Annotated in this window: 17 protein-coding genes and 1 tRNA gene; 9 read left to right on the forward strand and 9 right to left on the reverse strand. The window is 55.0% G+C overall.

All coding sequences use genetic code 11. The features are described from left to right. Positions 1-204 precede the first annotated feature (204 nt). A complete protein-coding gene (gene mgtE / locus AC07VR_RS29455) occupies positions 205-1,647 on the forward strand; it encodes a magnesium transporter (protein ID WP_494992127.1) in 1,443 nt (480 codons plus the stop codon). A 168-nt stretch (positions 1,648-1,815) separates the two neighbouring features. On the opposite strand, the gene AC07VR_RS29460 is transcribed toward mgtE, so the two are convergent. Further along, positions 1,816-2,142 (reverse strand): Arc family DNA-binding protein, encoded by a 327-nt coding sequence (locus tag AC07VR_RS29460; RefSeq protein ID WP_133837973.1) that lies wholly within the window; start codon positions 2,140-2,142, stop codon positions 1,816-1,818. Between the two features lie 384 nt (positions 2,143-2,526). On the opposite strand from AC07VR_RS29460, the gene phnN reads away from it, so the two are divergent. The 3 genes from phnN to AC07VR_RS29475 all read left to right on the forward strand — a co-directional run bounded on the left by phnN (position 2,527) and on the right by AC07VR_RS29475 (position 4,377). After that, positions 2,527-3,108, forward strand: a complete 582-nt coding sequence (gene phnN / locus AC07VR_RS29465; protein ID WP_494992156.1) for a phosphonate metabolism protein/1,5-bisphosphokinase (PRPP-forming) PhnN — start codon at positions 2,527-2,529, stop codon at positions 3,106-3,108. 147 nt (positions 3,109-3,255) lie between these two features. After that, positions 3,256-3,332 (forward strand) — tRNA-Arg (locus AC07VR_RS29470). A 58-nt stretch (positions 3,333-3,390) separates the two neighbouring features. Continuing rightward, positions 3,391-4,377: an FRG domain-containing protein gene (locus AC07VR_RS29475; RefSeq protein ID WP_495013363.1), complete on the forward strand. Its 987-nt coding sequence runs from the start codon at positions 3,391-3,393 to the stop codon at positions 4,375-4,377. Here the strand turns inward: AC07VR_RS29475 and AC07VR_RS29480 are convergent. Then, positions 4,374-5,009, reverse strand: a complete 636-nt coding sequence (locus tag AC07VR_RS29480) for a recombinase family protein (protein WP_495013364.1) — start codon at positions 5,007-5,009, stop codon at positions 4,374-4,376. The two genes, AC07VR_RS29475 and AC07VR_RS29480, sit on opposite strands and share 4 nt — an antisense overlap. A 388-nt stretch (positions 5,010-5,397) precedes the next feature. Then, the gene (locus AC07VR_RS29485) at positions 5,398-7,047 is read right to left on the reverse strand and encodes a hypothetical protein (protein ID WP_495013365.1); all 1,650 of its coding nucleotides are present in this window, start codon (positions 7,045-7,047) and stop codon (positions 5,398-5,400) included. A gap of 402 nt (positions 7,048-7,449) precedes the next feature. On the opposite strand from AC07VR_RS29485, the gene AC07VR_RS29490 reads away from it, so the two are divergent. Then, entirely contained in the window at positions 7,450-7,800 is a 351-nt protein-coding gene (locus AC07VR_RS29490) for a hypothetical protein (protein ID WP_495013366.1), read from the forward strand. On the opposite strand, the gene AC07VR_RS29495 is transcribed toward AC07VR_RS29490, so the two are convergent. After that, entirely contained in the window at positions 7,784-13,060 is a 5,277-nt protein-coding gene (locus AC07VR_RS29495) for an ATP-binding cassette domain-containing protein (protein WP_495013367.1), read from the reverse strand. The genes AC07VR_RS29490 and AC07VR_RS29495 overlap by 17 nt on opposite strands. Positions 13,061-13,835: 775 nt before the next feature. Here AC07VR_RS29495 and relB point away from each other — a divergent pair. From relB to AC07VR_RS29510, 3 genes are all read left to right on the forward strand, one after another. Next, positions 13,836-14,057 carry a type II toxin-antitoxin system RelB family antitoxin gene (gene relB / locus AC07VR_RS29500; RefSeq protein ID WP_414875184.1) on the forward strand — a complete coding sequence of 74 codons (222 nt, stop codon included), beginning with the start codon at positions 13,836-13,838 and terminating at the stop codon, positions 14,055-14,057. A 453-nt stretch (positions 14,058-14,510) separates the two neighbouring features. Further along, a complete protein-coding gene (locus AC07VR_RS29505; protein WP_495013368.1) occupies positions 14,511-15,071 on the forward strand; it encodes a hypothetical protein in 561 nt (186 codons plus the stop codon). 310 nt (positions 15,072-15,381) lie between these two features. After that, entirely contained in the window at positions 15,382-15,702 is a 321-nt protein-coding gene (locus tag AC07VR_RS29510; RefSeq protein WP_495013369.1) for a hypothetical protein, read from the forward strand. A 279-nt stretch (positions 15,703-15,981) separates the two neighbouring features. Here the strand turns inward: AC07VR_RS29510 and AC07VR_RS29515 are convergent, their stop codons facing one another. The 3 genes from AC07VR_RS29515 to AC07VR_RS29525 all read right to left on the reverse strand — a co-directional run bounded on the left by AC07VR_RS29515 (position 15,982) and on the right by AC07VR_RS29525 (position 17,863). Beyond that, positions 15,982-16,755 (reverse strand): hypothetical protein, encoded by a 774-nt coding sequence (locus AC07VR_RS29515; protein WP_495013370.1) that lies wholly within the window; start codon positions 16,753-16,755, stop codon positions 15,982-15,984. 372 nt (positions 16,756-17,127) lie between these two features. Beyond that, the gene (locus tag AC07VR_RS29520) at positions 17,128-17,433 is read right to left on the reverse strand and encodes a hypothetical protein (protein WP_495013371.1); all 306 of its coding nucleotides are present in this window, start codon (positions 17,431-17,433) and stop codon (positions 17,128-17,130) included. A 256-nt stretch (positions 17,434-17,689) separates the two neighbouring features. Beyond that, entirely contained in the window at positions 17,690-17,863 is a 174-nt protein-coding gene (locus AC07VR_RS29525) for a hypothetical protein (protein WP_495013372.1), read from the reverse strand. Positions 17,864-18,894: 1,031 nt separating this feature from the next. Between AC07VR_RS29525 and AC07VR_RS29530 the strand changes: the two genes are divergently transcribed. Beyond that, complete coding sequence (locus tag AC07VR_RS29530; RefSeq protein ID WP_495013373.1) at positions 18,895-19,914, forward strand: hypothetical protein; 1,020 nt, start codon at positions 18,895-18,897, stop codon at positions 19,912-19,914. A gap of 213 nt (positions 19,915-20,127) precedes the next feature. Here the strand turns inward: AC07VR_RS29530 and AC07VR_RS29535 are convergent, their stop codons facing one another. Next, complete coding sequence (locus AC07VR_RS29535) at positions 20,128-20,787, reverse strand: hypothetical protein (protein ID WP_495013374.1); 660 nt, start codon at positions 20,785-20,787, stop codon at positions 20,128-20,130. Between the two features lie 3 nt (positions 20,788-20,790). Next, positions 20,791-22,122: an AAA family ATPase gene (locus tag AC07VR_RS29540; protein WP_495013375.1), complete on the reverse strand. Its 1,332-nt coding sequence runs from the start codon at positions 22,120-22,122 to the stop codon at positions 20,791-20,793. Positions 22,123-22,407: the final 285 nt, after the last annotated feature.

Here is a 22,407-nt window from a genome sequence, read left to right on the forward strand (position 1 = left end):
TGCGTTGCAAGCGCTTGTTCTTGCCGAGATTTTTTAGCGTTAAACGACATCAAGCGGTGTATCATTGCGCCCGTCAGCCCCGCCGGGGCTTGTGGAATACCTCCATGGACTTACCCAGTAGTTACTCAGTACCCCGTTTTTACAATCATGAATTGACTGATTGATCCTTCCGGCGTGCCCCGCTGCTGGGAGTGGAGTTCGCCTATGTCTGAAGTTGAAGTAAAGAAAACGCAAGAAAGTTTGCAAGACCGCCTCGCTCAAGTCGTTGAGCTGCTGCAGCGCCAGCGGGTAGTCGAAGACCTGACTCATCGCCAGGAAGGTCATCATCACGACCGGGTCGAGAACCTGGTTCACCGGCAAAACCTTGTCGAGTTGCAGCGCAAACTCGATGACCTGCACTCCGCCGACGTTGCCCACATCCTTGAAGCCTTGCCGCTTGCAGAGCGTCTGACTGTCTGGCAACTGGTCAAGGCCGAGCGCGACGGCGATATCCTCCTTGAAGTGTCCGATTCCGTTCGCGAAACGCTGATCGCCGACATGGATGATCACGAGCTCCTGGCGGCTGCCAAGGAGATGGATGCCGACGAACTCGCTGACCTGGCGCCAGAGCTGCCGCGAGACGTCGTCCACGAACTGATGGAAACCCTCGATGGCCAGCAGCGTGAGCGTGTCCGCTCCGCGTTGTCCTATGACGAGGAGCAGGTCGGTGCGCTCATGGACTTCGAGATGGTGACTATCCGTGAGGATGTCAGTCTCGAAGTGGTATTGCGTTACCTGCGTCGGCTCAAAGAACTGCCGGGTCATACCGACAAGCTGTTCGTGGTCGACTACGGCGGTGTGCTCAAGGGCGTGCTGCCGATCAAGCGGTTGTTGGTCAACGACCCGGACAAACAAGTATTGGATGTCATGGCCAGCGATCCGGTGAGTTTTCACCCGGACGAAGATGCGTACGACGCCGCTCAGGCTTTCGAACGTTATGACTTGATTTCGGCTCCTGTGGTCGACAAGAACGGCAAACTGATTGGCCGTCTGACCATCGACGAAATGGTCGACCTGATTCGTGAAGAGAGCGAAAACGAAGTTCTCAACATGGCGGGTCTGCGTGAAGAGGAAGATATTTTTGCCTCAGTCTGGAAGTCCCTGCGCAACCGCTGGGCCTGGCTGGCAATTAACCTGATTACCGCATTTGTCGCCTCTCGAGTGATCGGTCTGTTCGAAGGCTCCATCGAGAAGCTGGTGGCCCTGGCTGCTTTGATGCCGATTGTTGCCGGTATTGGCGGCAACTCGGGTAACCAGACAATTACCATGATCGTGCGCGCCATGGCGCTGGATCAGGTCAGCACCGGCAACACCTCACGCCTGATGCGCAAGGAACTGGCCGTCGGATTGATCAATGGCCTGGTCTGGGGTGGGGTGATCGGTGTGGTCTCCTACTTGCTGTATGGCAGTTGGTCGCTGGGCGTGGTGATGACCGCAGCGATGACCCTCAATCTGTTGCTGGCGGCGTTGATGGGCGTCCTGATTCCCATGACACTGGCGAGATTCGGGCGTGACCCTGCAATGGGGGCGAGCGTGATGATCACCGCCATGACCGACAGTGGCGGGTTCTTTATCTTCCTTGGGCTGGCGACGATTTTCCTGCTTTGAATCTTCCCTGCACAGTCTTACCGTTTGGCGGGCTGTGCGATTCTCCTTATATTCATTCTTGATGGGTCTTGAGCAGGGCGGTGCGTGCGCCCTCCGACATGATCGGTTGTGCCGAATTTTGGGCAAAAAAAAGCCAGCGCTAGGCTGGCTTGAACTTTCAGGGTGGAATCAGGAGGCGTCTGCTGCCATTTCGGCGTCATGGGCGATCAAGGAGACCAGTGCGTTTTGCTGACGATGTGAGAGTTGGCGGAAACGTTGAAGCAGTTCGCGTTCATGGAGTGACAGTTCCGGACTGTCCAGGCGCATGCTCAATTCTTCGCCCAGCGCGCCTTCCTGAATCAGGCTTTGCTCCATGCGCGCGATGATTTCAGAATTCATGCTGCGATGATGATTGCGAGCCACCTCGGCGATGCGTTCACGCATTCCATCGGGCAGACGCACGACGAACTTGTCAGCCGTGCGGCTGGAATAAATTGCCTGTTTCAATGGGCGCATATATTTAACCGGTTAGTTCAGGGGAGCGGTTTTCGGAATTGGCCGCAAGATGTCTGTTAGGACAAGCTTCACAACCAAATGTTCAACCTGAATTGTTAAGAGGCCCGCATCATGCCTCATAAATGCCAGATCGTTGGCGTCAATTCTATGACAAATATTGAGCTGGATAAAGGCGTTATGCCAGCACTAATTATCAGAAATGCGCATTGGTTTGAAAAGATTACCCTATGCGGCACATCTGACCGCTTCCAATTGCCTGACAGGAGGTGTCTGAAGCCTCCGGAGCGAGCATTTTATGCGGATTCGATCATTTATCCTTTTTGTATAGGATAGTGGCAAATGGCCGATTTACTAGGCATGCAAGCGACTAGAGACGTTACCGAGATGCCGGGCAGACTGATTTATTTGATGGGCCCGTCGGGGGCGGGTAAAGACAGCCTTATCGATGCCTCCCGCGAACCATTGCGCAGAATTGGCTGCGATGTGGCGCGACGAGTCATTACGCGCTCGGCCGAGTCCGCAGGGGAGGATGCCATGGGTGTCTCTCAAGCGGAGTTCGAGCGACTCAAGCAACAAGGAGGTTTTGCCTTGTATTGGCACGCCAACGGTCTCGGTTACGGAATCCCGGTCCAGATTGATGAATGGCTGGCCCTCGGGCGCAATGTACTGGTCAACGGCTCCAGAGAGTACTTGGCTGAAGCGCGCAAGCGTTATCCGACATTGCTACCTGTTTTGTTATCGGTGAAGAGTGAGGTTTTACGTCATCGCCTTGTGCGACGCAGGCGTGAAAATGCCGAGGAAATTGAAGCGAGGCTGAAGCGCAATGACCTGTTTCTCGCCAGCGGATCCTCAGGCGACGGCGCTCCTGTCATACGGCTGGATAACTCCGGGGAATTGTCTGTCACTGTCGAGCATTTCCTCGGGCTGCTGGTGCGGGAGGGCGTCAGTGATGGCTTTTTGTATTGATGCCGTTTTCACGATCGCCGACGCGGCGGTCCTGCGCTGGCTCTGACCTACACTTAAAAAGCCCTATAGACGACATGACAAATGCCGGCTTGGCCGTTAACATGCACGCCATCCTTCGCACCGCGCATGTCTTTGCGGTCGCCCTATGTCTCAGTAGCTCAATTGGATAGAGCATCCCCCTCCTAAGGGGAAGGTTGGCAGTTCGAACCTGCCCTGGGACACCATATAATCCAAAGCTTCCAGCCTATTTCGCCTGACAGCTTAAAAGCTCATGACAGCAGGGTGGCAGCAGCAAGAAATAAAAAGCCCCGATCGGCAGTGCTCGTCGGGGCTTTTTCGTTGGAAAATATTGCTTTTAAGGAACAGTGGTTGAGCCGGAAATTTGGAACATACGAGGAGCGTCATTTCCAGACCGCTGATGAGCTCTGGCTGGCTCTTTCTCCTACATCAGATCTTGCTGAAGGACCTGCGCGGTTCGTCTACCGCGGTCATGGTGACGCTGACTGGTCTCTAATTCCATCGATTCTGCGGAAATCATCAGAATCGCCAATTATCCCTTTAGACGCATTTGACGACGCCAGTGAGATGGTTTTTTTAGAGCTTGCCATTCTCCAAACCTTTCTGGCTCATTGCGACACTGTAGGGATCACTATTTTCGGCGATTCTCGGGAGTTTCGCGACGAGGTAATCAACACGCAGAGAGCGGATGCCTATTACAAGGTGCCTGCGCTATGGCCGAACAAGCTTGCCCTTAATTTGATGGCGATGGCTCAGCATCATGGTGTTCCAACTCGCCTACTTGATTGGAGCGTAAATCCCGCTGTGGCGATGTACTTCGCCGCAAGCGGCGCTGTAGGCCGGTACTCCGCATGGACTGAGAACTCCAAACTAGCGGTGTGGGCGTTGAATGCAGAACAGCTACCTTTGCATCCGGACGTTACGCTTTACAACGCTCCAGGATCAGTCAGCAGCCATTTAGCTGCTCAGGGCGGTTTGTTCAGCGTGCATCCTCACTCAGGGCATAGAGCGGGCAGATTTTTGGTGCAGGGTCTGGAAAACTATTTTGCGGATATTCCATCGCCATTGATAAAACTGACGATTCCGGTCTATGAGGCTGTACGGCTTTTGCTTCTCTGCAGCAAAGCAGGTATCAACGCAGCTCGGGTTTACCCAACACCTGACGGTGCTGGCAAGGCGGTGATTGATGACATTAAGATTGGCCTTGCTGCAGATTATTGGAACACGACCGCCATACTCGTCAGGCGTTAGTCCTGCACCTCGATAGAGGGTAGAAGTGCATCTTTTATCCTTAGTACTGTGGTCGTGGAGCAATCGGCGTGTCGCGCGGTGGCGCGGATGCCGAGGCCTGCTTTGAGCAATTCCTTCACCCGCTTGTGCAGATCGATGTCGACCGGCCGACCCTGATACTTGCCCTCCGCCTTGGCCTTCTGGATACCCTGGGCCTGGCGTTCGCGGCGCTGCTCGTAGTCCTTGCGTGCGATCGCGGCCATCATCTCCACCAGCATTGAGTTGATCGCCCCCAGCATCCGACCGGTGAACTCGTCGCCTTTGGTGTCTTGCATTCCTTGGTGACTGGTCGGTAGATCGAGCGCGACGATGCGCAGCCCCTTGGAGTCGATCGCAGCCTTGAGTTTCTGCCAATCCTCTACAGGTAGCCGTGAGAGCCGATCTATCGACTCCACCAGCAGCACGTCCCCCTTGCGCGCATCTTTGAGCAGGCGCATCAGCTCAGGGCGGTCTGCCGTAGCGCCGCTCGCGTTCTCTAGGTACACGCTCGCAATAACCTTGTTATGGTCCGTGGCGAACTGCTCAAGCGAAAATAGGGCGCGACCGGCGTCCTGCTCGTCTGTTGATGCTCGGAGGTATGCGCGGATGAACATGATGTGCGTCCCGTATCAGTTAAGGTGTCTCACTAATACTGTTTCACTTTGAGTGTTACTTATCAAGCGGAAAGGGCAAATATACGCAAATTTGCGCGTATCAGCTAAGGCATACCTATAACTGACGTATTTGCATGATTGCGTCTGTGATGTCTTGAGCATTCCGGTCCAGCGTTTCCATGGCCGCACATATGGCGTGCTCGTTGTACAAGAGCAGTGTAAGTGCGTCCGTGGTGGCCAAATTGGCTGCAGCGTTATTTGGCGCTGCGTTATGTCGAGGCCGCCGCTCCGTTTGGCGATTGGGCGCGTTGAGCAGGCCTGGTTGGCGGAGGGCAGAAGGGCTCGTTTGTCCAGCGACGCGGTATCCGCCGCGTCGCTGGGCACTTGGTTAGAAGTTAGTGCGTTGATAGCGGATCAAGTGGAAGCTCAACTCGCCGTCACCATCGAACATTGATTCCTCCAGGGGGTTGGCCCCTCCGTTGGAGGTTGGATCGAACGCCGGTCCACTGGCCTGCAAGGTTGGCGCTGCCTGAAGCTGCTCGGACAGCCCTTGGACGCGCAGGATCTGCCCTTCGCGGATGGCTTTCTTCAGCAACTTCAGCGGCTGGCGTTCCACCAGTATGAGCAAGTTTGATTCAATATTGCAGTACAGCGTCTTCTTGTCCCCATCGCTTTGAATCACGCGCCGGCCGATCATATGGGCACTGTGGAAGACTGTCTGTTCGATACAGTTCATCGACAGGCTCAGATCAACGCTGGCGTCGTCGGCCGGCAGATCAATGCGCATGGCGTACTGCACACCGAACGTAGCGTGCTCGTAGCGAATGAAATCCCCCTTGTGCACCCGTTCCAGCACTTCTATGGCAAGGTCTGGATTGTCGGTCTGCAGGGTAAGGAGCGTTTCATTTGGCTCGGGCTTGATCTCCACCCGCAATTGGCATTCCAGGGTGAAGCGGCAGGCGGGGTTGATGAGTAACAGGTCACCCCAACCGTGCAGGGGCGCGCTGATCCAGCCGGCGACCGCTGCGCCGCCCAGCAATCCGTTGCACAGCGCCTGGTGATAGTCGGCGTAATCCCAATCCTGGTATTGGGCTGGTTTGGGCACGATCAGCATCTCGATCTGCAGCAACTGGCCACCGAGCAGGATAACTTGAGAGCGGTTACTGTCTTCGCCCGGGAACTGGATGTACTGCCGACGCAACGGCGGGTGCATCACCGGTTCGGCGCAGGGCACACCGAAGACCAGGTAGGCGTGGCCCTGGTAGAGGAACGGAATGAACTCCTCGCCCTCGTCATTGTAGTGACGCTCCTGCGACCACCCTTTCAGACACTGGGCAAACCACCGAGCATGCTGTTGCATTCGCGCACAGTCGGGAATCAGCGGTTCCACGAAGTCTGGCAGATCGTCCCAGTCGTCTCCACGTTGATACTCGAACAGGTAGTCTCGGCTCGCTTGATACCACGGAGCGACCTCCCACATGATTTTGAGGTCGTCGCCAAAGGGCTCTGCAGTCACTGGCTCGACGGTGATCTCTGCATCAAAGGCAAATAACCGCGGCCAGAAAATCCGGGTTCCCAACAGCAGCAGATTCGCCCCGTTAACACAGACTCGACTTTGAATCACTGCCAGTGGGTCAGGCCCCATGTCGGTGGGTAGCCACTCACTTGGCGTGATGGCCTGCAACACATCCTGCAGCGCCACCGGGTTGCCCGGTACCGCGAAGACTTGTCGCAGCGCTTCGCAGAGCGAAGGCAGGTTGTGGTTGGTGATGATCAGTTGGCTGACCGAGGCGGCCAACGAACTTAGGTGCTTGGCCAGATATGCTGTTGCGCTCGGGGACTCGGGCAATTCGGCCAGTTGCAGCGGACCTTGAAGATGAGGCTCCTGATCGAGTCGGGTACACAGATCCGCCCAATTGGCACAGCCATAGGGGCCGCGCGCTAAAACGTATTTGGCAGTGGTCAGGTCGATATCGAACAAATTACGCAGGCGCTTGGCCTGCACTTTGATGGTTTCGCGGCGTGTAGTCGGTACCATAAGTTTCTCCGTTGCTCCCAAGGAGCGACATCGGAGACGCCCACCCGCCATCCCCAATGCCCGGAAGAGGCTTAGGTCAAGAGATTGCTGTGATGATCATGGTTCGATCCGGTTAGCTGCGGCCGGTGAGGCCTCAAGGGGTGGGCAGCCCGTCGACCATGTAGCGACGTGTGGCCAAACTAACGCAAAGTGATTTGCGACGCAAACTATTGGAATCACGCGAAAAATCTTGACCGTGAATGGCCATGAGCGATTTGCAGACCAGTTTCCCATCTGCAGAGCCTCCGTTACCTTGATTGACGCGTTGCAAGAGTAGTGTCGAACACCGGTGTAGGCGAAGCTTTGTGAGATAGGCATCTAGAAAAAGGCCAAGCGCTTTATGGCGCTGTCACGAGCTTGAGCTTGAGCTGGTTGGTATCACCGACCAAAATTTTCTGGAAGGTCCGCTTCTGGCCGTTTTCCGCCTGCCGCGACCGACTGAAAACGGCCGATTCTGTTGAAAAAGTCGGCCCTGATTTCCACGGTAGAAAGTACGCGCGTGAGATTGAAATCTTCACATTGAACAGAGGATTCCGGGCTCAGATTTCGCGTAGCGGCACGCAAAAAACGCGTTTTCAGCGGCAAGTATGTGGGCGGTCTGGAAGAACCGACTTTTTCAACAGAATCGGCCAATTACAGACATTGAGACAACGATTGAATTTTCGTCACGCCGACCGAGTGAAGCCTGTCTCGACCGCTATCGCAGCTGCTTAATGCGCTCTTGGAGAGCCAGGGCGGTTGGGATGTTCTTGGCTGCAAGGGCAGCTGCTATCTCGACAAGCGCCTGCCGCGCCTGAGCGTCTTGCGACAGGGCATGAGCGTCGGAACTCAGCGCCGTCGCAACCAGCTCCACCAACGCGTCGCCCGTACCCTCGCGGTACAAGTGACCGGAAGGCTCGCGCTCCTTCAGCATGGCGGCGATCCAGCGAAGTCCGTCAAGGCGAAGAGGGGCTCCGAAGTTTGTCGTCAGAAAGTGGCAGAAGCGTGTGACGCATTCTTCGTCGTGAACCAGGTGCGTGGCGCCCCAGCGTTCGTAGAGATCCTTCATCCGCAGAGCCGTACCTGGGTTCAGCCGGGACAGCGCGTCCTCGTAGCCGAAGCCGAGCAGGTCACAAATCAAGCGCTCGCCGTAGAACCAGAGGCCGGGAAGAGACCAATCGACGGCAAGGCCGTACTCCGCAGTGGCTCGCCAGACGCGCTCGAATGCCACAGGGTTGTCACCTTTCCCGAGACGCAGGAACAAGCCGCGAATGAAGTGCTGCAGCGCGTAGTGCGCGGCCGGGCCGTGGGAGAGAACAGGTTTCCAAACTGCGCGTTCTTTCCCTTCAGGCGCGGCGATCGCCAGGGCTCCTAGCTTCAGGAGGATGTCGTAGCCGAGGTTCTGGCTCGGCAAGTCGTACTCGCCGTCTTCCTTCTTTTCGCGCGCCTTGGCGCGCGTGGCGTCGTAGTCCCAGATGCGCAGCGCCAAGCGCGTGTCGAGATCGCGGTCGCCAGTGCCATCACCTTCGATGAGCCAGTTGAACAGGACTTCGAGGAAGTGACCATCTAGCGAACCGCCCCGTTCACGCTTCGGCTTTCCGCGCCAAGTCTGGTCGCCGGCATTGTAGAGCCGCATCCGGCGCAGGAAGTCCAAACGATTTCGGCCCGCGACGATACGCTTGAAGTCGAGGTCGTCCGGGGACGCGTTCGGTCCACGGAGCGGAAAACGCCGCAGCCGCGCGAGCCACGCCTTCCAGGCGCGCTCCGCGTCGTCGCCATCGTTGTGGTGCGGAGCGAGCATGATGAGGCCCGACCAGAACAGTCCGGCGCGGAGCAGCCGCCACCACGCGGTGCCAAGCTGCTCTCGATAGGCGTAGGCGACGCCGACCACAACGGCGGTCGCTAGCGTGTCGCCGCTCGTCAGAAGACGCAGGACGGCGGTCTCCCATTCCTGAACGCCATCTCCATCGGTGAGCCACAGGTGCATGACCGCGTAGGCGACGAACTTCAGCTCGTCGCGGAGGCTCCCCATGCGCCGCCCGCGAATCTCTTCTCCTGTCGACGCGACCGCTGTCACACCGGCGCGCACCACTTCGAACACGTGCTTCTGCGCTTCGGCATTCTGGACGAGCCAAGCACCTCCCAATGCGACGAGCGTACCGGCCGCAGCGAAACGGCAATTCGATTTCGCGGCCTCATCTTTACCTTCCGCTCCGGCCTCACACTCCTGGAGCAGATTGAAGAGATTTGCGGCCTCATCGTCGTTGAGTAGTTGGCCGCCCCGAAGCCGCTGGTCGCACCGGTCTGGCACGAGCAGGTACGCGAGGGTTGGCGCGCTGTCGGTCTGCCACGACTGCACTTCGAGGCGCAGTTGATCAGGGTACACGAGACCTTGGGTCTCCGCGCCCGTCGCTGGGTCGGTGATGGTCTGGTAGTTGACTCGGTCGAGCGCGGCGAATAGCAGCTTGAACTCCAATGCTTCCTTCGGGTCTTCAGGCAGCACCCAGGTCGGAAGCAGGGCTTGAAGGCGCCGCGCAACGTTGTCGTTAGCCAACAGGAGTTCGACAACGACATCCAGGAACTTCTGCTGGCGATGGGGCGCCAGGATCCAAACGCGCGCGAAGTCAAACATCGCCTGGCCACCCCGAAGCCCGTTGCTCCACGCGATGAAGTTGTCGCCCACCTGTTCCACGCGGACGCGGTCCCAATAGAACAGATTTGGGAATGTAATCAGGGCCGCGAGGGGCCCCGTTAGCAACGACGGTCGATATTTGGCGACGTTAAGGAGCACGCAGACGAGCGCCGCAGAGTTCCCCTCCTGGAGTATTCTCTCGATATCAGCGGTGATGTCTTCACCCGCGTCGAGCCGCAGCGTCAACCAGCGCTCCAACGCATCGAGAACGCAGAACAGGTTTCCGTTGCGCATCGAGTCATTGGACTGCGGCCAGCCAAAAACCTGCCACCAGCCGGGGAAGGTCTTATCCGATCCGTCCGCGAATTGCAGTGTCACCCCGGGAGCCTCACCGGTGCGCCCCTTCATGACCTCGGCGACCCAGCGTTCCGTGCAAAAGTTCACTAGCATGATGAGCGAGGTGAGTGCCGTTTCCGGCGCCAGCTGCAAGAAGGGGAAGAACGGACTCTTCCAGAAGGCCGTCGGGTACGCGTCCCGGTAGTATTCGAGGCAGAGATCCATTTCGAATCGTGCGGCCCCGTACTTCTGTTCCGGCCGGATTTCGATGATGAGCGCGAGCAGTACTTCGGCCGCCAGCTCAGGCTGCGCACGCATCAGAGACTGGATGCCGTTATTCTTGATGCACGCGGTCCGGAAATCCATGTCGACCCTGTCGCGGGCCCCTGCCGGCCAAGGCGGCAATCGCTCGCGGAACGACCCGAGGGATGGCGGCATCCGCTTCCGTTCTTCGTGCCGTGCCTTGTACTCGGCATCGGTCTTCAGGCGCTCGGCGTGCGCCTTCGTATTCTGTAGCTGAACCTCGGCGATGCGTCTTTTGACGTCAGCGTCGACCTCTCGGCGTCCTGCGAGTTCGAGCGCCCAGTTTCCGACCTCGTTTGGCAGGTCTGCCGCGCCAGCCAGAGGTGCGGTGTACAGCGACGACTCACGCATTAGGTACATCACGCCGTGGCCCTTCTCGACCTGCACGGTACGAGCCATGGCGAGCGCCATCTCCGCCATCTCCAGGCGGAAAGGCATCGGATTGCCGCTGCTCAGCATGTGTGGCGTCTTTACTAGCCAGGTCTCGATGACCTTTGCGAGAGCGGATGAAACCAAACCAGCCAGTCGCTCTCGCTGGGCGATGAGGAAGCGGAGAACGGGCGGCCAACGTCCGAAGACAATCGAGCGGTCTTGCGCCTCTACGTACAAACCGACCACCGCGCTCAGTCCCATTCCGCCGCCGGTCGGCACCGTCGCGATGTGGTGGAAGCGCAGAAGCAACCGCGTGAAGTGTTTCGCACCGTTGCCGAGCAGGAGGTCGAAGCGTTCGTTCAGGAAGCGCTCGGCGTAGGGATCCAAGCAGAGCGCGTCAAGCAGGATATCGCCCGCCAGATCGTTCTTCGCGGCTTCCGCGAGCGAGAAGGCGACGTCCCAGGCCGTGCCAGTCTCGGCCGGCTGTCGCAGCAGGAACTGGCCTAGCATCCGGAGAGCGTTTGTCCAGAGCGGATTGCTGGCCAAGGCGGCCCACCGCGGCGTGTCAGTACAAATCTGCTTCAGGAACTGGAAGCGCGCCCAATCCGCCGCGAGATCGTGCTCGAACTCGATGCAGTTGGTCCGCTCGTTCAGGCGAAGCGGAAGCTCGTGGGGCCGCTGCGTGAACGTCGCCGTGTCCGCCGGCTCCAAGTCGGTTAGCGCGAAGCTGCGCTCGAAAGATGCTTCTCGCTGGGCGAAGCGCATCATCAGCGCCTGCACGTCAGCGAGGTCCTTCGTCCAATACTTCCAGAGGCGGTCGGCGATTGCGGTGTGAGACGCCAGCCCGCCGGCGATTGACCCCAGCGCCGCGCCAGCCTTAATGACCCACGCCAGTGTCCGCAGGTTCGTCAGCGCCGTAATGGTGTCGTCATGCGCGACCAACCAGCCCAAGGTGGGCGACGGCAGAAGTGCCAACTTCACAGCATCGCTCTTGAGCGCTTCGACCTCGACCAGATGCGCGTTCTGTCCGCCGAGTATCGTCTCTTCGCCTTCGACCCAGCTCTGCGTCTGCGTGATGATGACGACCCGCCACGCACCCTCGGTCTCTCCGCCGTCATTCGGCAGGATGGCTTGAAGCAACTGGCGGATAACGACGAACTCGCCGGCCTCGATGCGTTCCGCAGAGTCGATGACCAGTACGTTCTTCGGCTTCACCGTGGCTTTCAGCACAAGCGAAAGTTCGTGCGTCAGGGGAAGGGTGTTGCGGCGCGCCGCGCTGAGCGCCGTCTTCAGGTCTTCCGGACCGAACCATACTTGGTTCCAAGATGGGTACGCGCCGCCCAACACCGACTTGACCAGCGCCGACTTGCCCGAGCCCGACTCCCCGAATACCACCGTGACCGAGTTGTCGGCGACCGCTGTCTGGAGCGACGCTTTCTCCGCCGTACGGGGCACGGTATAGCTTGAGGGCAGCTCCGTCTCTATCCGCGCCTTGTGGTCCTCGGTGATGTTGGAGAGCGTCTCCCAATTACGCTCAAAGTCTGGGTGATGGCGGAGGCCGAACTGGCCCCGAAGCAATGACAACAGATCCGGGACAGTGATGGTCCCGCTGCGAAGGCGCACCTCTTTCGCGACATTGATGAGTCCCTTCCAGAGAGCCTGCGCTTCGTCGTCACGGCCAGACGCGAGCAAGCGACGGCATTGGGCGATAGCCTGGGCCTCGGTCTCGGAGTGCGCGAACTGAAAGTCAGTCGGCAGCACGTGTAGGCGGCGAATGAGCTCGATGGTCTCTTCGTCAGACGCGCTACCGGGCTTCTGGACACTGTCGAAGACGCGCGACTGCCTCGTGTTGCTGCGAATGCGGCTCAACGCGAGCGCCATCTCCGTACCGCTGCACGCGTTTTTCACCTCGCGCCACACCGGGTCGAACGCCGGGTCGGTCCCGATCGTCACCAAGGCGAGCCCGTCAGCTACTCGGCTGTAAGGCCCCTGCGGGTCACGCCACTGATCCCAGGCGCGCGTCACAAAGTCAGCGGGGAGGCCCGCCGCGGTCACCTGCAAATTGCCCTTCGCCGAGATAGCAAGCCGCCGCCGCGCGGTAGTGGCCTGAGCCGTCAGCAGTAGGTCGTCGATGCGCCACCCCAAAGTCGAGACTTGGGCTTGGACCTGGGTGACCACGCCGCCGATACCCGGTGCCTGCTCACCAGACAGGGCCTTGACCAACTGCCAAGCGCTTATCAGGTCCTCGAACTCGAACCCGGCGCCGCTCGTCGACCGCAGCGTTGCGGACGCGCGTTTCACGCTGCTGCTGCGAGGCGCTTTCGGCTTCGATGTGTTCTTAGACTGGGCCATTAGCTTCCGAATGCCTGTAGCTGTGTCATATCTGTCGGCGAGATGCAGAGGTGCAGGCCCTCGCAGCCTTATGGTGGGCTTGAAGCGCGTCGTAGGTCCCCGATTGCTAGTTCAGCACCTCTGAGTTGCAGCGACAAAGTGTATCGCTGGGGAGGTGCCGAAGCCACCGCGCCTGCGGTCAAAAACTGGGGGCGCCCGGAACAGAACTCCGGAACGTTTCCAAAGGGTCGATTTCAGCCGGCTCCAACAGTCCGCTGCTGGCCGCTCTCTGCCGCTCGTCTCTTGCGCGTGCATTGCTCAACCGGACGCAAGCAGTGGTCACCTCGAATGCAACTGCCTGGTCAGTAGCAATGCAATTGGTGGTCATTTGCGATGCAATTACGCGACAAGTAGCTGATGCTGACGGGCGGCCCATCTAGCGCCGTGACCACCACAAGCGACACATTTCACGCGGTGCTTTGGACATAAAGCCTAATCTTTCCCAGATGTCCCACAGGTTTCTGGGGCACTTCCCGACGTCAAGTAACTTGCGTGAACCAAGAGATTTCGAGGTACGCCCTCCTTATGATTGTGTTCCCAGAATTAGGTAATTCGGCGGTTTTTTGTTGGATTGCAACTCTTCCCCTGTCATCTTTTCACTGCCTACATGGAGGGAATGGTTATGGTTTTGGTAATGACCGCTTCAGAAAGCTGCGAGCACCCACATTGCCTAAATAGGCCGAGAAGAATCAGCCTTTTGCTATGCTCGCGTAGTGGTTAGCTCAGGAGCCCGTCAATGCTTACTCTTCAATTGCCCTCAGATCTTGAAGAACGCCTTCAAAAGCTCGCTCAAGCTACTGGCAGGTCCACAGCCTTTTACGTCACTCAAGCTATTGCGCTGCATCTCGACGATATTGAAGATTTGAGTATCGCAGAGCGACGCCTGGCTGATATTCGGGCTGGTAGTTCAGAGACAATACCTTTGGAGCAGGTGCTAACGAATAGGCGCAGGCGATAACGCATGCCTTCTGGCAGCTTTGCTGCAAAGGCGGTAATCGAGAAGTCAGCAGTCATTCGACAAGTGTTCTGATCAGGCGTAAATTGAAGTCGTTGCGAAGAGCAGGTTTGAATTCCTAACGCCAGCTGAGTGGGGCTGGTATCGGCGTCAGAAGGTACCTCTAGCAACCCCCCTAAACCCCGGCCTTGCTGGGGTTTTGCGTTTCTGGCGTTACACTCTGCCGCACTGTTCCCAATGATAGCGTTGATGGCGCCCGCCTTTTTTTGGACAACAACGCCCATCGCCGCGTGTTTGAAAGCAATGCACTTCCCACCGATGAGGCTCCCGCGTCTGGTTGCGTTTACGCCCGCTGGGGTGTGCCCGTAACCATTGAGTGAGCCGGAATATCGGACATTCGATCTTCGATCTGAGAGGTCAAACTATAGTCTCAATCAAATGGCCGGAGGGCCAATCATGAGCGATGCTCAGCAAGCACAGGCAGAAATCCTAGCGTTGTCGGTCGCTGTATTGAAGGCGCGCGCCACAGTAGTTGAAGCGGGTGGGTATGATGAATCTATCGACCAGCTCCGATTCGCTTTTGCCGATGCAGGGGTCGATATTTGTGCATTCCAAAAACGAGTTCTAGACGATCTGGAAGTTAGGCGCAAGGTTGCTCAACTGGCACGGAAAGTCGAAAGCGAGACTGCTCACCGTCTGCTTAACGATGAGGTTGCGATGGCTGAGAGGGTTTACTCCCGGGAGCTCGATGCCGAGGCGGCGCACCTTGAACTTCAGTGCAAGGTGGCTAGTTCTGAGTACCAGCGCAAATTCGCCGTTTTAATTAAAACCGGTTTGACAGAATCGCAGGTATTGGTTGCGATCGGACCTGAACCAGATGTTCGGGCGCTGGCTTTGCGAGCGCAGGAGTTGCGGCAAAACGCTGAAGGTCGCCGTCAAGCCATTCGCGAGACAGCCCAGATGTTAGCCCGTATCGAAGCCTTGCCGCACCGCATAGCCGCGGGGCATTCAGCTTAATGGCAATTCGGATTGATCCCCAAGCCGAGAGTGCATTGGCAGCTCAGTTGGGTAGGAGACTAAAGCTTGCCAGGGCAGCGGCAGGGATGACTCTTGATGACGCTAGGAAAGCATTAGGCCAGCGGAATCTTGGGCAGGTCTGCCAACATGAAAAAGGCCGCCGCTTGCCCGGCACCCTCCAAATTCTGCGGTATGCCAGCCTGTACGATGTGAGTGCAGATTTTCTGCTTGGGCTGACTGATGTGCCAACACCCCGACCGACGCCTAAGGATGTTCCCAGCGCTGCAATCGCTGGCGCTGTGCAGAATGCATGACTGAGTCGCTTGAGTCGCTAGCACACCTTATGGCGAGCCGCATTGGCGTATTGGTGGTCGGCTTCGGTCAAGATAGGGCTGAACTGCGCAAGGCGCTCGAAATTGCTAGGCAAGCCAATGAGTCACTTGCACGCATTCGAGCGCGACATTCCCAGTTTGATGACCGGATCTGTGGTGGTGCAAAGCTGGTCACTTTGCTAAGTCAGCTCTCGATAGCCGCGGTTGAGTTTAGCGCCCGTGAAAAACGTGAACGTCTTGAGCTGGGGGATTTCGAAACTGCTGTTTTTAGGCCCGCGCGATTCGGGTTTTGTGATTGACCAAAGCTGACGCTCAAGCGGAGTGCTCAGTGCTTTGGTAATAAAACCTAATGTTTCCGAGATTACCCAGTGAGGCTTCTGGGTCGTTTTCCAACGTCAAGTTACTTGCGCGAACCAAGAGGTTTCGAGGCACGAAACCCCCGTTATGGTTTACTCCCAAAAGCAGGTGTATTGGCTGGAAACCCCCATCACGCGTAGCCGAGCCGGATTTCACCGGCGATCGCGTCTAACACTTCGTGAGAGTGCATCCGCCATAGAGGGACCGAAGCGACTCTCGCCTTACACCGCGTCTGGGGTGCAAATTATTACCCGGTCGAGGTCGTAAAGATCAGCTTCCGAAGAGACCTTGTTCCTTGCAAGCAGCACCTGCTTCATCCAAGGTTCCAGTTTTTTGATTTTCCTGGCGAGCTCCTCTCTACTTTTCTCACCCGGTGGGTTGTCATATACGGAGAGCGCGCATCCGGAAAAACCAGCAAAGGCTCCACTGACCAGCTTGTTATCCTGACTTTGTTTGTAAGCGGCATAGCTGGTGTAGGCGGTCATCGCGATAACCACGATAAAAAGAATCGGCAAGCTGATAAGCACTACCCTCGAAAATAGATCGGGATACGCCTTGGCCAACGCCCTCTTGTTCATGAATTTCGTAATCAATTTTCCGTCAACGAGAACCTGGTCCACGGAAAAATCCTGATAGACATTAAACAGCTCTATCTCGATGCTCTCGTTGGGAGGTGTGTCATAAAAGACGAATTCATTGTTCTCACTGTCGTGTTCCCACTTCACAGGAACATTCCGGCGTCCATAGGAGACTTTGGGTCTGAACTTAAAGCTGCCGCTATACAGAACCCGTATTTCAGCCTTCGAAACACCTGAGTAGTTGTACACAACCAACGCTGAGCCGGTGAAGGTGCTATCGATTTTCGCCTGCTCATCGCTAATTGCTTCCAAAATCTCCTCGGGAAGAGAAAGCCCATAGGGGCCAATAAACTTCCAGCCAACAGCCTCCGGCAGTCTCTCTCCCAGATTAACCATGGCAAGTAACTGATCAAACACGACAAGACCCTCTTGCAGCCGAAAAAATATGTCCGATGCTCATCCAAACTGGAATCACAAAACTTAAGCCAGCGCTTGTGTCTGTATCGGCGGGAGGGGTGAAAATCTTAAAGGGATACGATAGCGCTAATCACTCAATGAGGGTTCAGAGTCCCGTGAGTAGCGCTTCCAGCGATGGGAGATGTCACCAACGGACCGTGGAAGGGGCACCCAAATCTGAACGACTGGACGTAGATCTGATTTGCGTAGGCTGGTGTGGCGTCATAACACCGCCCCAACGCATTCCCTCCCAACCTCTATCCACGCTGGATTTGAAGTCTGACTTGGCGGACTCCTCGGTTTTGGGGACACCCGTGGGTCTGGAGCAGGCCCTCAAGATGCTGAACGAGGAAATACCGCTGATGAGCGTTGGTACATTTCAAGGAATGTATTAAGAAAATGAATCACCGCACCGTCGTCCTCTAGAAAGAACATCAACTTTTCGTCCTCGAAGTCATCATCCTCCAGACAATCGCACGCGTGATCCAGAATAAGCTTCCATTGCACATCTTGCTCATAAGTAATGCCAAACGTCACAGCAAGCCAAGCATACTCATCAAGCTCGCCCCCAAAGCCATACTCCCCCCAGACACGATCCGTCTCCAGTAGAACTTCACTGATTAACGTTTTCCTGCTCATAGTTAGCTCCTGGGATTATCTGACATAACTGTTAATGATTGAGCTGGCGTCATGTTGCATGAGGTACAGCTCCTTTTGCTGGGATGCCGCCACCTTCGCGACCAAACGAATGGAGGAGGACTGTATGCAGGTTGGTTAACCGGGGTAAAAGAAGCCCGGCAGGCGCGAACGCCACCCACAAACAGCCGCCATAACTCGAAATGACAGGCAAAAAAAAGCGCCTGCGTTCTTATCGGGCGCTTGTTCACCTTTTGTTTTATCGAGTGACCAAAGGGACGATCAGGGGATGATTTTCAACGAGTGCGATCAGCAGAGCATTTGCCTGGACACTGCCTTGATCCGCTGCGTTGCGCAGGCGTCCCCAGGCGGCTTTGACTTCGGCGCGGGTTGGTTTGGCCTGGTGGCCGCGGAGCTTGGTAGGGTGCGACATGATTTGTCCTCTATGGGCTGTAAAAGCCGTTCAAGGCTCACATTAGACCTGATCTGAGTGTATATCCAGTGCTTTTAGGGTGCACTCTATGTGCTACATCTAACTGGATTAAACGGGACTGAAATAGTTGGGTTGGAGGGGAGCGGGGAGGGGGTTTTTGTTGCAGTAAATCGTGGGAAGGCAAAGTGATACAGGGCTGGGTTTACAGCTTGGCCGCTCATCCTCAATCTGAGGAACTCAAATCCATCCAGCCCCCAATGGGGGCGCGGACCTGACATCCCATTTCGGTAGGTCAGATGTCGCGACACGTTTTGCGAATTCTGAAAACGTGTCGCGAAATCGATGCCGAGGCAAAGTGAGGAAATCCCATTTCGGTTTGAATGGCTCAAATGTGAGCCATGATCACAATTGAGTCGCGCCTGCTCCAGCCTGTTGTCAGGGGTATTCAGTGCATTTTTTGGACATTCGAAGATCCTAGACTAGCGTCATGAGTGCAGAGCAAACCGTTGCTTTTCCCATGAAATCACTTGCCCAAAGGAACGACGATGGAACGCTATAGGAACCTGGGAGGAGACTCAAATGTGGCTGCATTTGAGATAGGGAATGGATCTATCACCGTCGAATTTATGGACCGGGCGCAGTACCTGTATACAGATCAGAGTGCGGGTCCTGGATCTATTGCAGAAATGCATCGATTGGCTAGAGCCGGTAGAGGGCTGAATAGCTACATTTCGCGCGTAGTTAGGAAAGGCTACGCAAGGAAAATTCGCTAAGAGCTGGAGCGCGCGCCACGTTTTGCGAATTCTGAAAACGTGTCGCGGAGTCGATAGCGAGGAAAAGCCGGATTGCGGCTTTAGTTCGGATGGCTCAAATGTGAGCGAGGATCACAATTGAATCGCGCCTGCTCCAGCCTGCTGTCAGGTCCTTTCACTGAACATTGGGACGGCGTTGAGTGTGCCCAGCAAAAGAGAGTTTTTTTGTGACCCAGCCAACTATTATCTTTTTCATTTTCTATTAACGGGCAGGATGCGATGCAAGTAGACGATAAGAAGACAATGCCAGTGGATGGTGCCAGGCTAATTCAAGATGTGCTGGCTGAGCTGGGATGGGACGCAGATGCTACGTCTGTGGCTGAAGGGGTTCGCCGGCTCGACATTGGCCTGCCTGCGGAGGATGAGTTCTCCGTAGTCTGCGCTTGGCTCGGGAAGTGCCAACTCATGCACAAGCTTGACCAGCAGCAGGCGCCTATCACCTCAAAGCAAGATTATCAGGTGCCTGATTTACTTGCCAGATTCTCGACCCAGTCCAACAAGTCCCCCGTGCTGATTGAAGTGAAATCGAAAAAGGGTAAGGTCCTTTCGTTCACACCCGAGTACCTAAAACGTCTACAGAACTACGCGGAGCTGGTGGGGATGCCTTTGCTGGTCGCTTGGAAATTCCAATGCGTCTGGACGCTATTCGAAGTACGACATATGAAGAAGGCCAACAAGAACTTTAATATCACGCTGGAAAGGGCGTTGAGGGAAAATATTCTCGGCGTATTGGCCGGCGATGTTGCTTACGCGATCGGCGACGGTGTTGGAGTGAACCTTCGATTTCGCAAAGATAAGCTTGTCGACGTAGAGCAGACTGAGTTTGGCTGCACGCAACAGTGGGAGATGACAATTGACGAAGTGGATTTCACCGATCGCGATGGTGTTCGCCGTAAGGATGTTGATCGCGAAGTCCAGTCGCTACTAGCTGCTTGGGACTTGGAAGAGCAGGAGGAGCATACCGATACCCACGTTCACCTGCGATTTGTCGCAGGCAAAGAAGGTATTCAATTCGCACATAAGGCTTTAGTCCAACTGTTGAATTGGGAGTCGCCCACTAATGACCGATTGCACTGGCGAAGCTTGCTGCGCAAGGAACAGATCACCTCGAATGTAACGTGCTTTTCGACCGCTTTGGATACAGCATTGCGAGAGAGGTTTGTGTCCCTCATCCTCAATCAGCAACCTCATGTTATGCCGGACTTTCTGCCGCCCCTTGGACCGAAACCGGTCAACTAATCCGATTCGGAGCAGTCTGTCTCACTGAGACCAAAACGTCATACTTTGTGATATTTCACTGTGGGAGAGGGGGGCGTAAGGCTTTTACCTGGGAGAGGGAAACGCACTCAAACCTGAGGGGGGTCGCCAGATTCTCAGAATTTCATTATTACCAAAATTTGAGTTTAGTTTAACGCAAAAAATTAAAGCTCACAGTTTCTAAATTCCCTATGGTTAAGCGTCTTCCTCTCTAATTGCAGGGAGGCTGGCTACAAAGTTATTTAAACTAGGTGAGAAGGATAAGGCATCCAACAGGTTTTTCTTTTTTCGAAGGGGGCGCACTAGAGTGTTGAATATCCGATAGTCCTTTTTATATACGTCATTGTTGCGCCGCATTATTGAGCGAAGCAATCCCTCGCAATCATTTACTCGATTGAGCTCTCCTTTTACCTTCGTGTAGAGAGGGATTAACCAGCACTCCGTGGAGTGAATGGCAATCGCGAAAATAAGCCTCTCTTGATGGTTGGTAATTATAGTTGGGTCTATTCGGCTGATTATCAGGTTTTGAATAGTTTCAATTAGCTCTTTCCATGGCAAGCCTGGGTCAATTTGAATGGTAGGGTGCCAGCAAATGTCAGAGTCTATCTGGATTATTATATAGTCATTGAGAGCTAGGGCTTCATATATATGTTCCGAGATGGAGCAGTGTTCAAGAACTTGCTCCCATCCACCGAAGTCCTCTTTGTCTTGACGTGACAAGTCGGTGGCGTCTCGAGTGGGTTGTATGTATGCAATTGATAACTCATCATCCCCTCCTTTATAAAAGGAGTCGAGGATAGCCTCAATCACAACTTGATCTGTAATTCCTTCAGAAATGAGAGCGAAACTGGGCAATTCTCAAAATCCTTTTGGTAGTCCACCAAGTGATCCTCTCATAAAAGCTTCAGAGAGCTTTAGAGGCGGAGCACCGTCTACAAGTTTTGGTTTTTTCACTCTTCTGACCTTCGTTTCGCCTGCCATTCCTCGTGATATTACAAATAGACGCTGCTCATCTTTATCTAGATTCAGCCCGTCAAGAATAGCGGGGTTGTGTGTGGTGAGCAAAACTTGTTTGTTATGTTTGATGGCGAGTGTGGAAAGCTCTTCAATTAATTTTCTGCAAAGCTTTGGGTTTAACGATGCGTCAATATTGTCGATGGCAAAAAAATTAGGAGTTAGTTCTGACGAAAATAGAGCGAAATAGAAAACAAGGAAAAGGAAGCCTTCGTTTGCACTTCTCAAGTCTAGTTTGTTGCGACTGTCGCATATGTAAATGTCTCCAATCTCAACAGGTTGCTTTGCGGACGGCTCGCTTGCAAGTGAAAAGCTTCTAAACCATCCAAATAATGATAGAAACTGATTGAGTCTCTCTAGGTAGTCACTATTTGGAGATTTGGATTCTACTTCAATTAACTGAAGTAAACCTTCGCCATTAATCCCTAGTGGTAGTATCTGGCCTTCTTTTTGATAGTCTCTGAGCGCGCTGTTTTCGGGAGAGAAAATAATGAAATCTGAAAGCTTTGTAGTGTTGCTATCTTTGCTCTCTATATATGTTTTTTTTGTTTTTGTAATGTTGTTTGTGAGATAGTTTGCAAAGGCGTTGTTTCCGTCGACTGTGACGGTCAGTGTTCTTGGTGTTGCTGTGCTCTTTCTTGATGTTCTTTTTGTGTCGGTTTTTTTGTTTTGCTCGGCCCACTTAGCACTAAACTCTTGCATTGCCTGTTTTTTTATTTCTTCAGAAAGTTCGGGGCTGGTCATAAACGTGGTTAACGTGTCCAAAAAGCTATTCAGCTTTACACTTACTTTTACTTCTTCAGCGTCGTTAGGTATTGACCCGGCATGCTCGTGTTCTGCCGTATATGCCCACTTTGAATAAGGTTGCTCATCATTTGTAAGTGTGTAGGTGACAGTGGCTTCATTGCTTTTAATGATTTTAATGACAATTTGAGAGTTGGGTTCAGACTCTTCAAATGCACATTTCATCAGGCTAGGAGCGGTGACTCGAATGCCCCTAGATGAAAGGAATTCGTTGTCGAGCTTGTCGGCACTTGCAGCACCAGCCAATGCAATGGCTTCCAGGATGTTGCTTTTCCCAGCGCCGTTCTCGCCAATAAATACATTTATACGACCTAAGCTTAGGTCAACCGATTCAATGGATTTAAAGTTCTCGATCTGAAATTTGTTAATCACGCAAGGTACGCCTAATTGAGGGCTATACGAATCTCTTTACCACAACATCCTACCTCAATCGCGCCGGAGCGTCAGCAATGAGGGTCTACCCTAGGCTAACGAAAACGAAGGTTGTGCTGGCTTTTGAGATGGAGCTATTTCACTGCCCTTCCTTCTCCCCCGCGAAATAGGCAATTTCAGCTAGGGATAAGGGACGCTGCTAGCGAGTGATCTCATCCGGCCGCTTTCATCGACCTTCATTGAGTCGGAATAGTTAGCGATGGCCTCGAACTCGAGGAGCCCCAG

The sequence above is a fragment of the Pseudomonas sp. GW821-FHT02H09 genome, from assembly GCF_059421425.1.

Excerpts from the sequence above, each read along its gene's own strand:
- phnN (WP_494992156.1), top strand. The coding sequence starts at position 2,527 with ATGCCGGGCAGACTGATTTATTTGATGGGCCCGTCGGGGGCGGGTAAA.
- AC07VR_RS29480 (WP_495013364.1), bottom strand. The coding sequence starts at position 5,009 with ATGTTCATCCGCGCATACCTCCGAGCATCAACAGACGAGCAGGACGCC.
- AC07VR_RS29530 (WP_495013373.1), top strand. The coding sequence starts at position 18,895 with ATGCAAGTAGACGATAAGAAGACAATGCCAGTGGATGGTGCCAGGCTA.
- AC07VR_RS29520 (WP_495013371.1), bottom strand. The coding sequence starts at position 17,433 with ATGAGCAGGAAAACGTTAATCAGTGAAGTTCTACTGGAGACGGATCGT.
- AC07VR_RS29505 (WP_495013368.1), top strand. The coding sequence starts at position 14,511 with ATGAGCGATGCTCAGCAAGCACAGGCAGAAATCCTAGCGTTGTCGGTC.
- AC07VR_RS29485 (WP_495013365.1), bottom strand. The coding sequence starts at position 7,047 with ATGGTACCGACTACACGCCGCGAAACCATCAAAGTGCAGGCCAAGCGC.
- relB (WP_414875184.1), top strand. The coding sequence starts at position 13,836 with ATGCTTACTCTTCAATTGCCCTCAGATCTTGAAGAACGCCTTCAAAAG.
- mgtE (WP_494992127.1), top strand. The coding sequence starts at position 205 with ATGTCTGAAGTTGAAGTAAAGAAAACGCAAGAAAGTTTGCAAGACCGC.
- AC07VR_RS29495 (WP_495013367.1), bottom strand. The coding sequence starts at position 13,060 with ATGGCCCAGTCTAAGAACACATCGAAGCCGAAAGCGCCTCGCAGCAGC.
- AC07VR_RS29525 (WP_495013372.1), bottom strand. The coding sequence starts at position 17,863 with ATGTCGCACCCTACCAAGCTCCGCGGCCACCAGGCCAAACCAACCCGC.
- AC07VR_RS29510 (WP_495013369.1), top strand. The coding sequence starts at position 15,382 with ATGACTGAGTCGCTTGAGTCGCTAGCACACCTTATGGCGAGCCGCATT.
- AC07VR_RS29460 (WP_133837973.1), bottom strand. The coding sequence starts at position 2,142 with ATGCGCCCATTGAAACAGGCAATTTATTCCAGCCGCACGGCTGACAAG.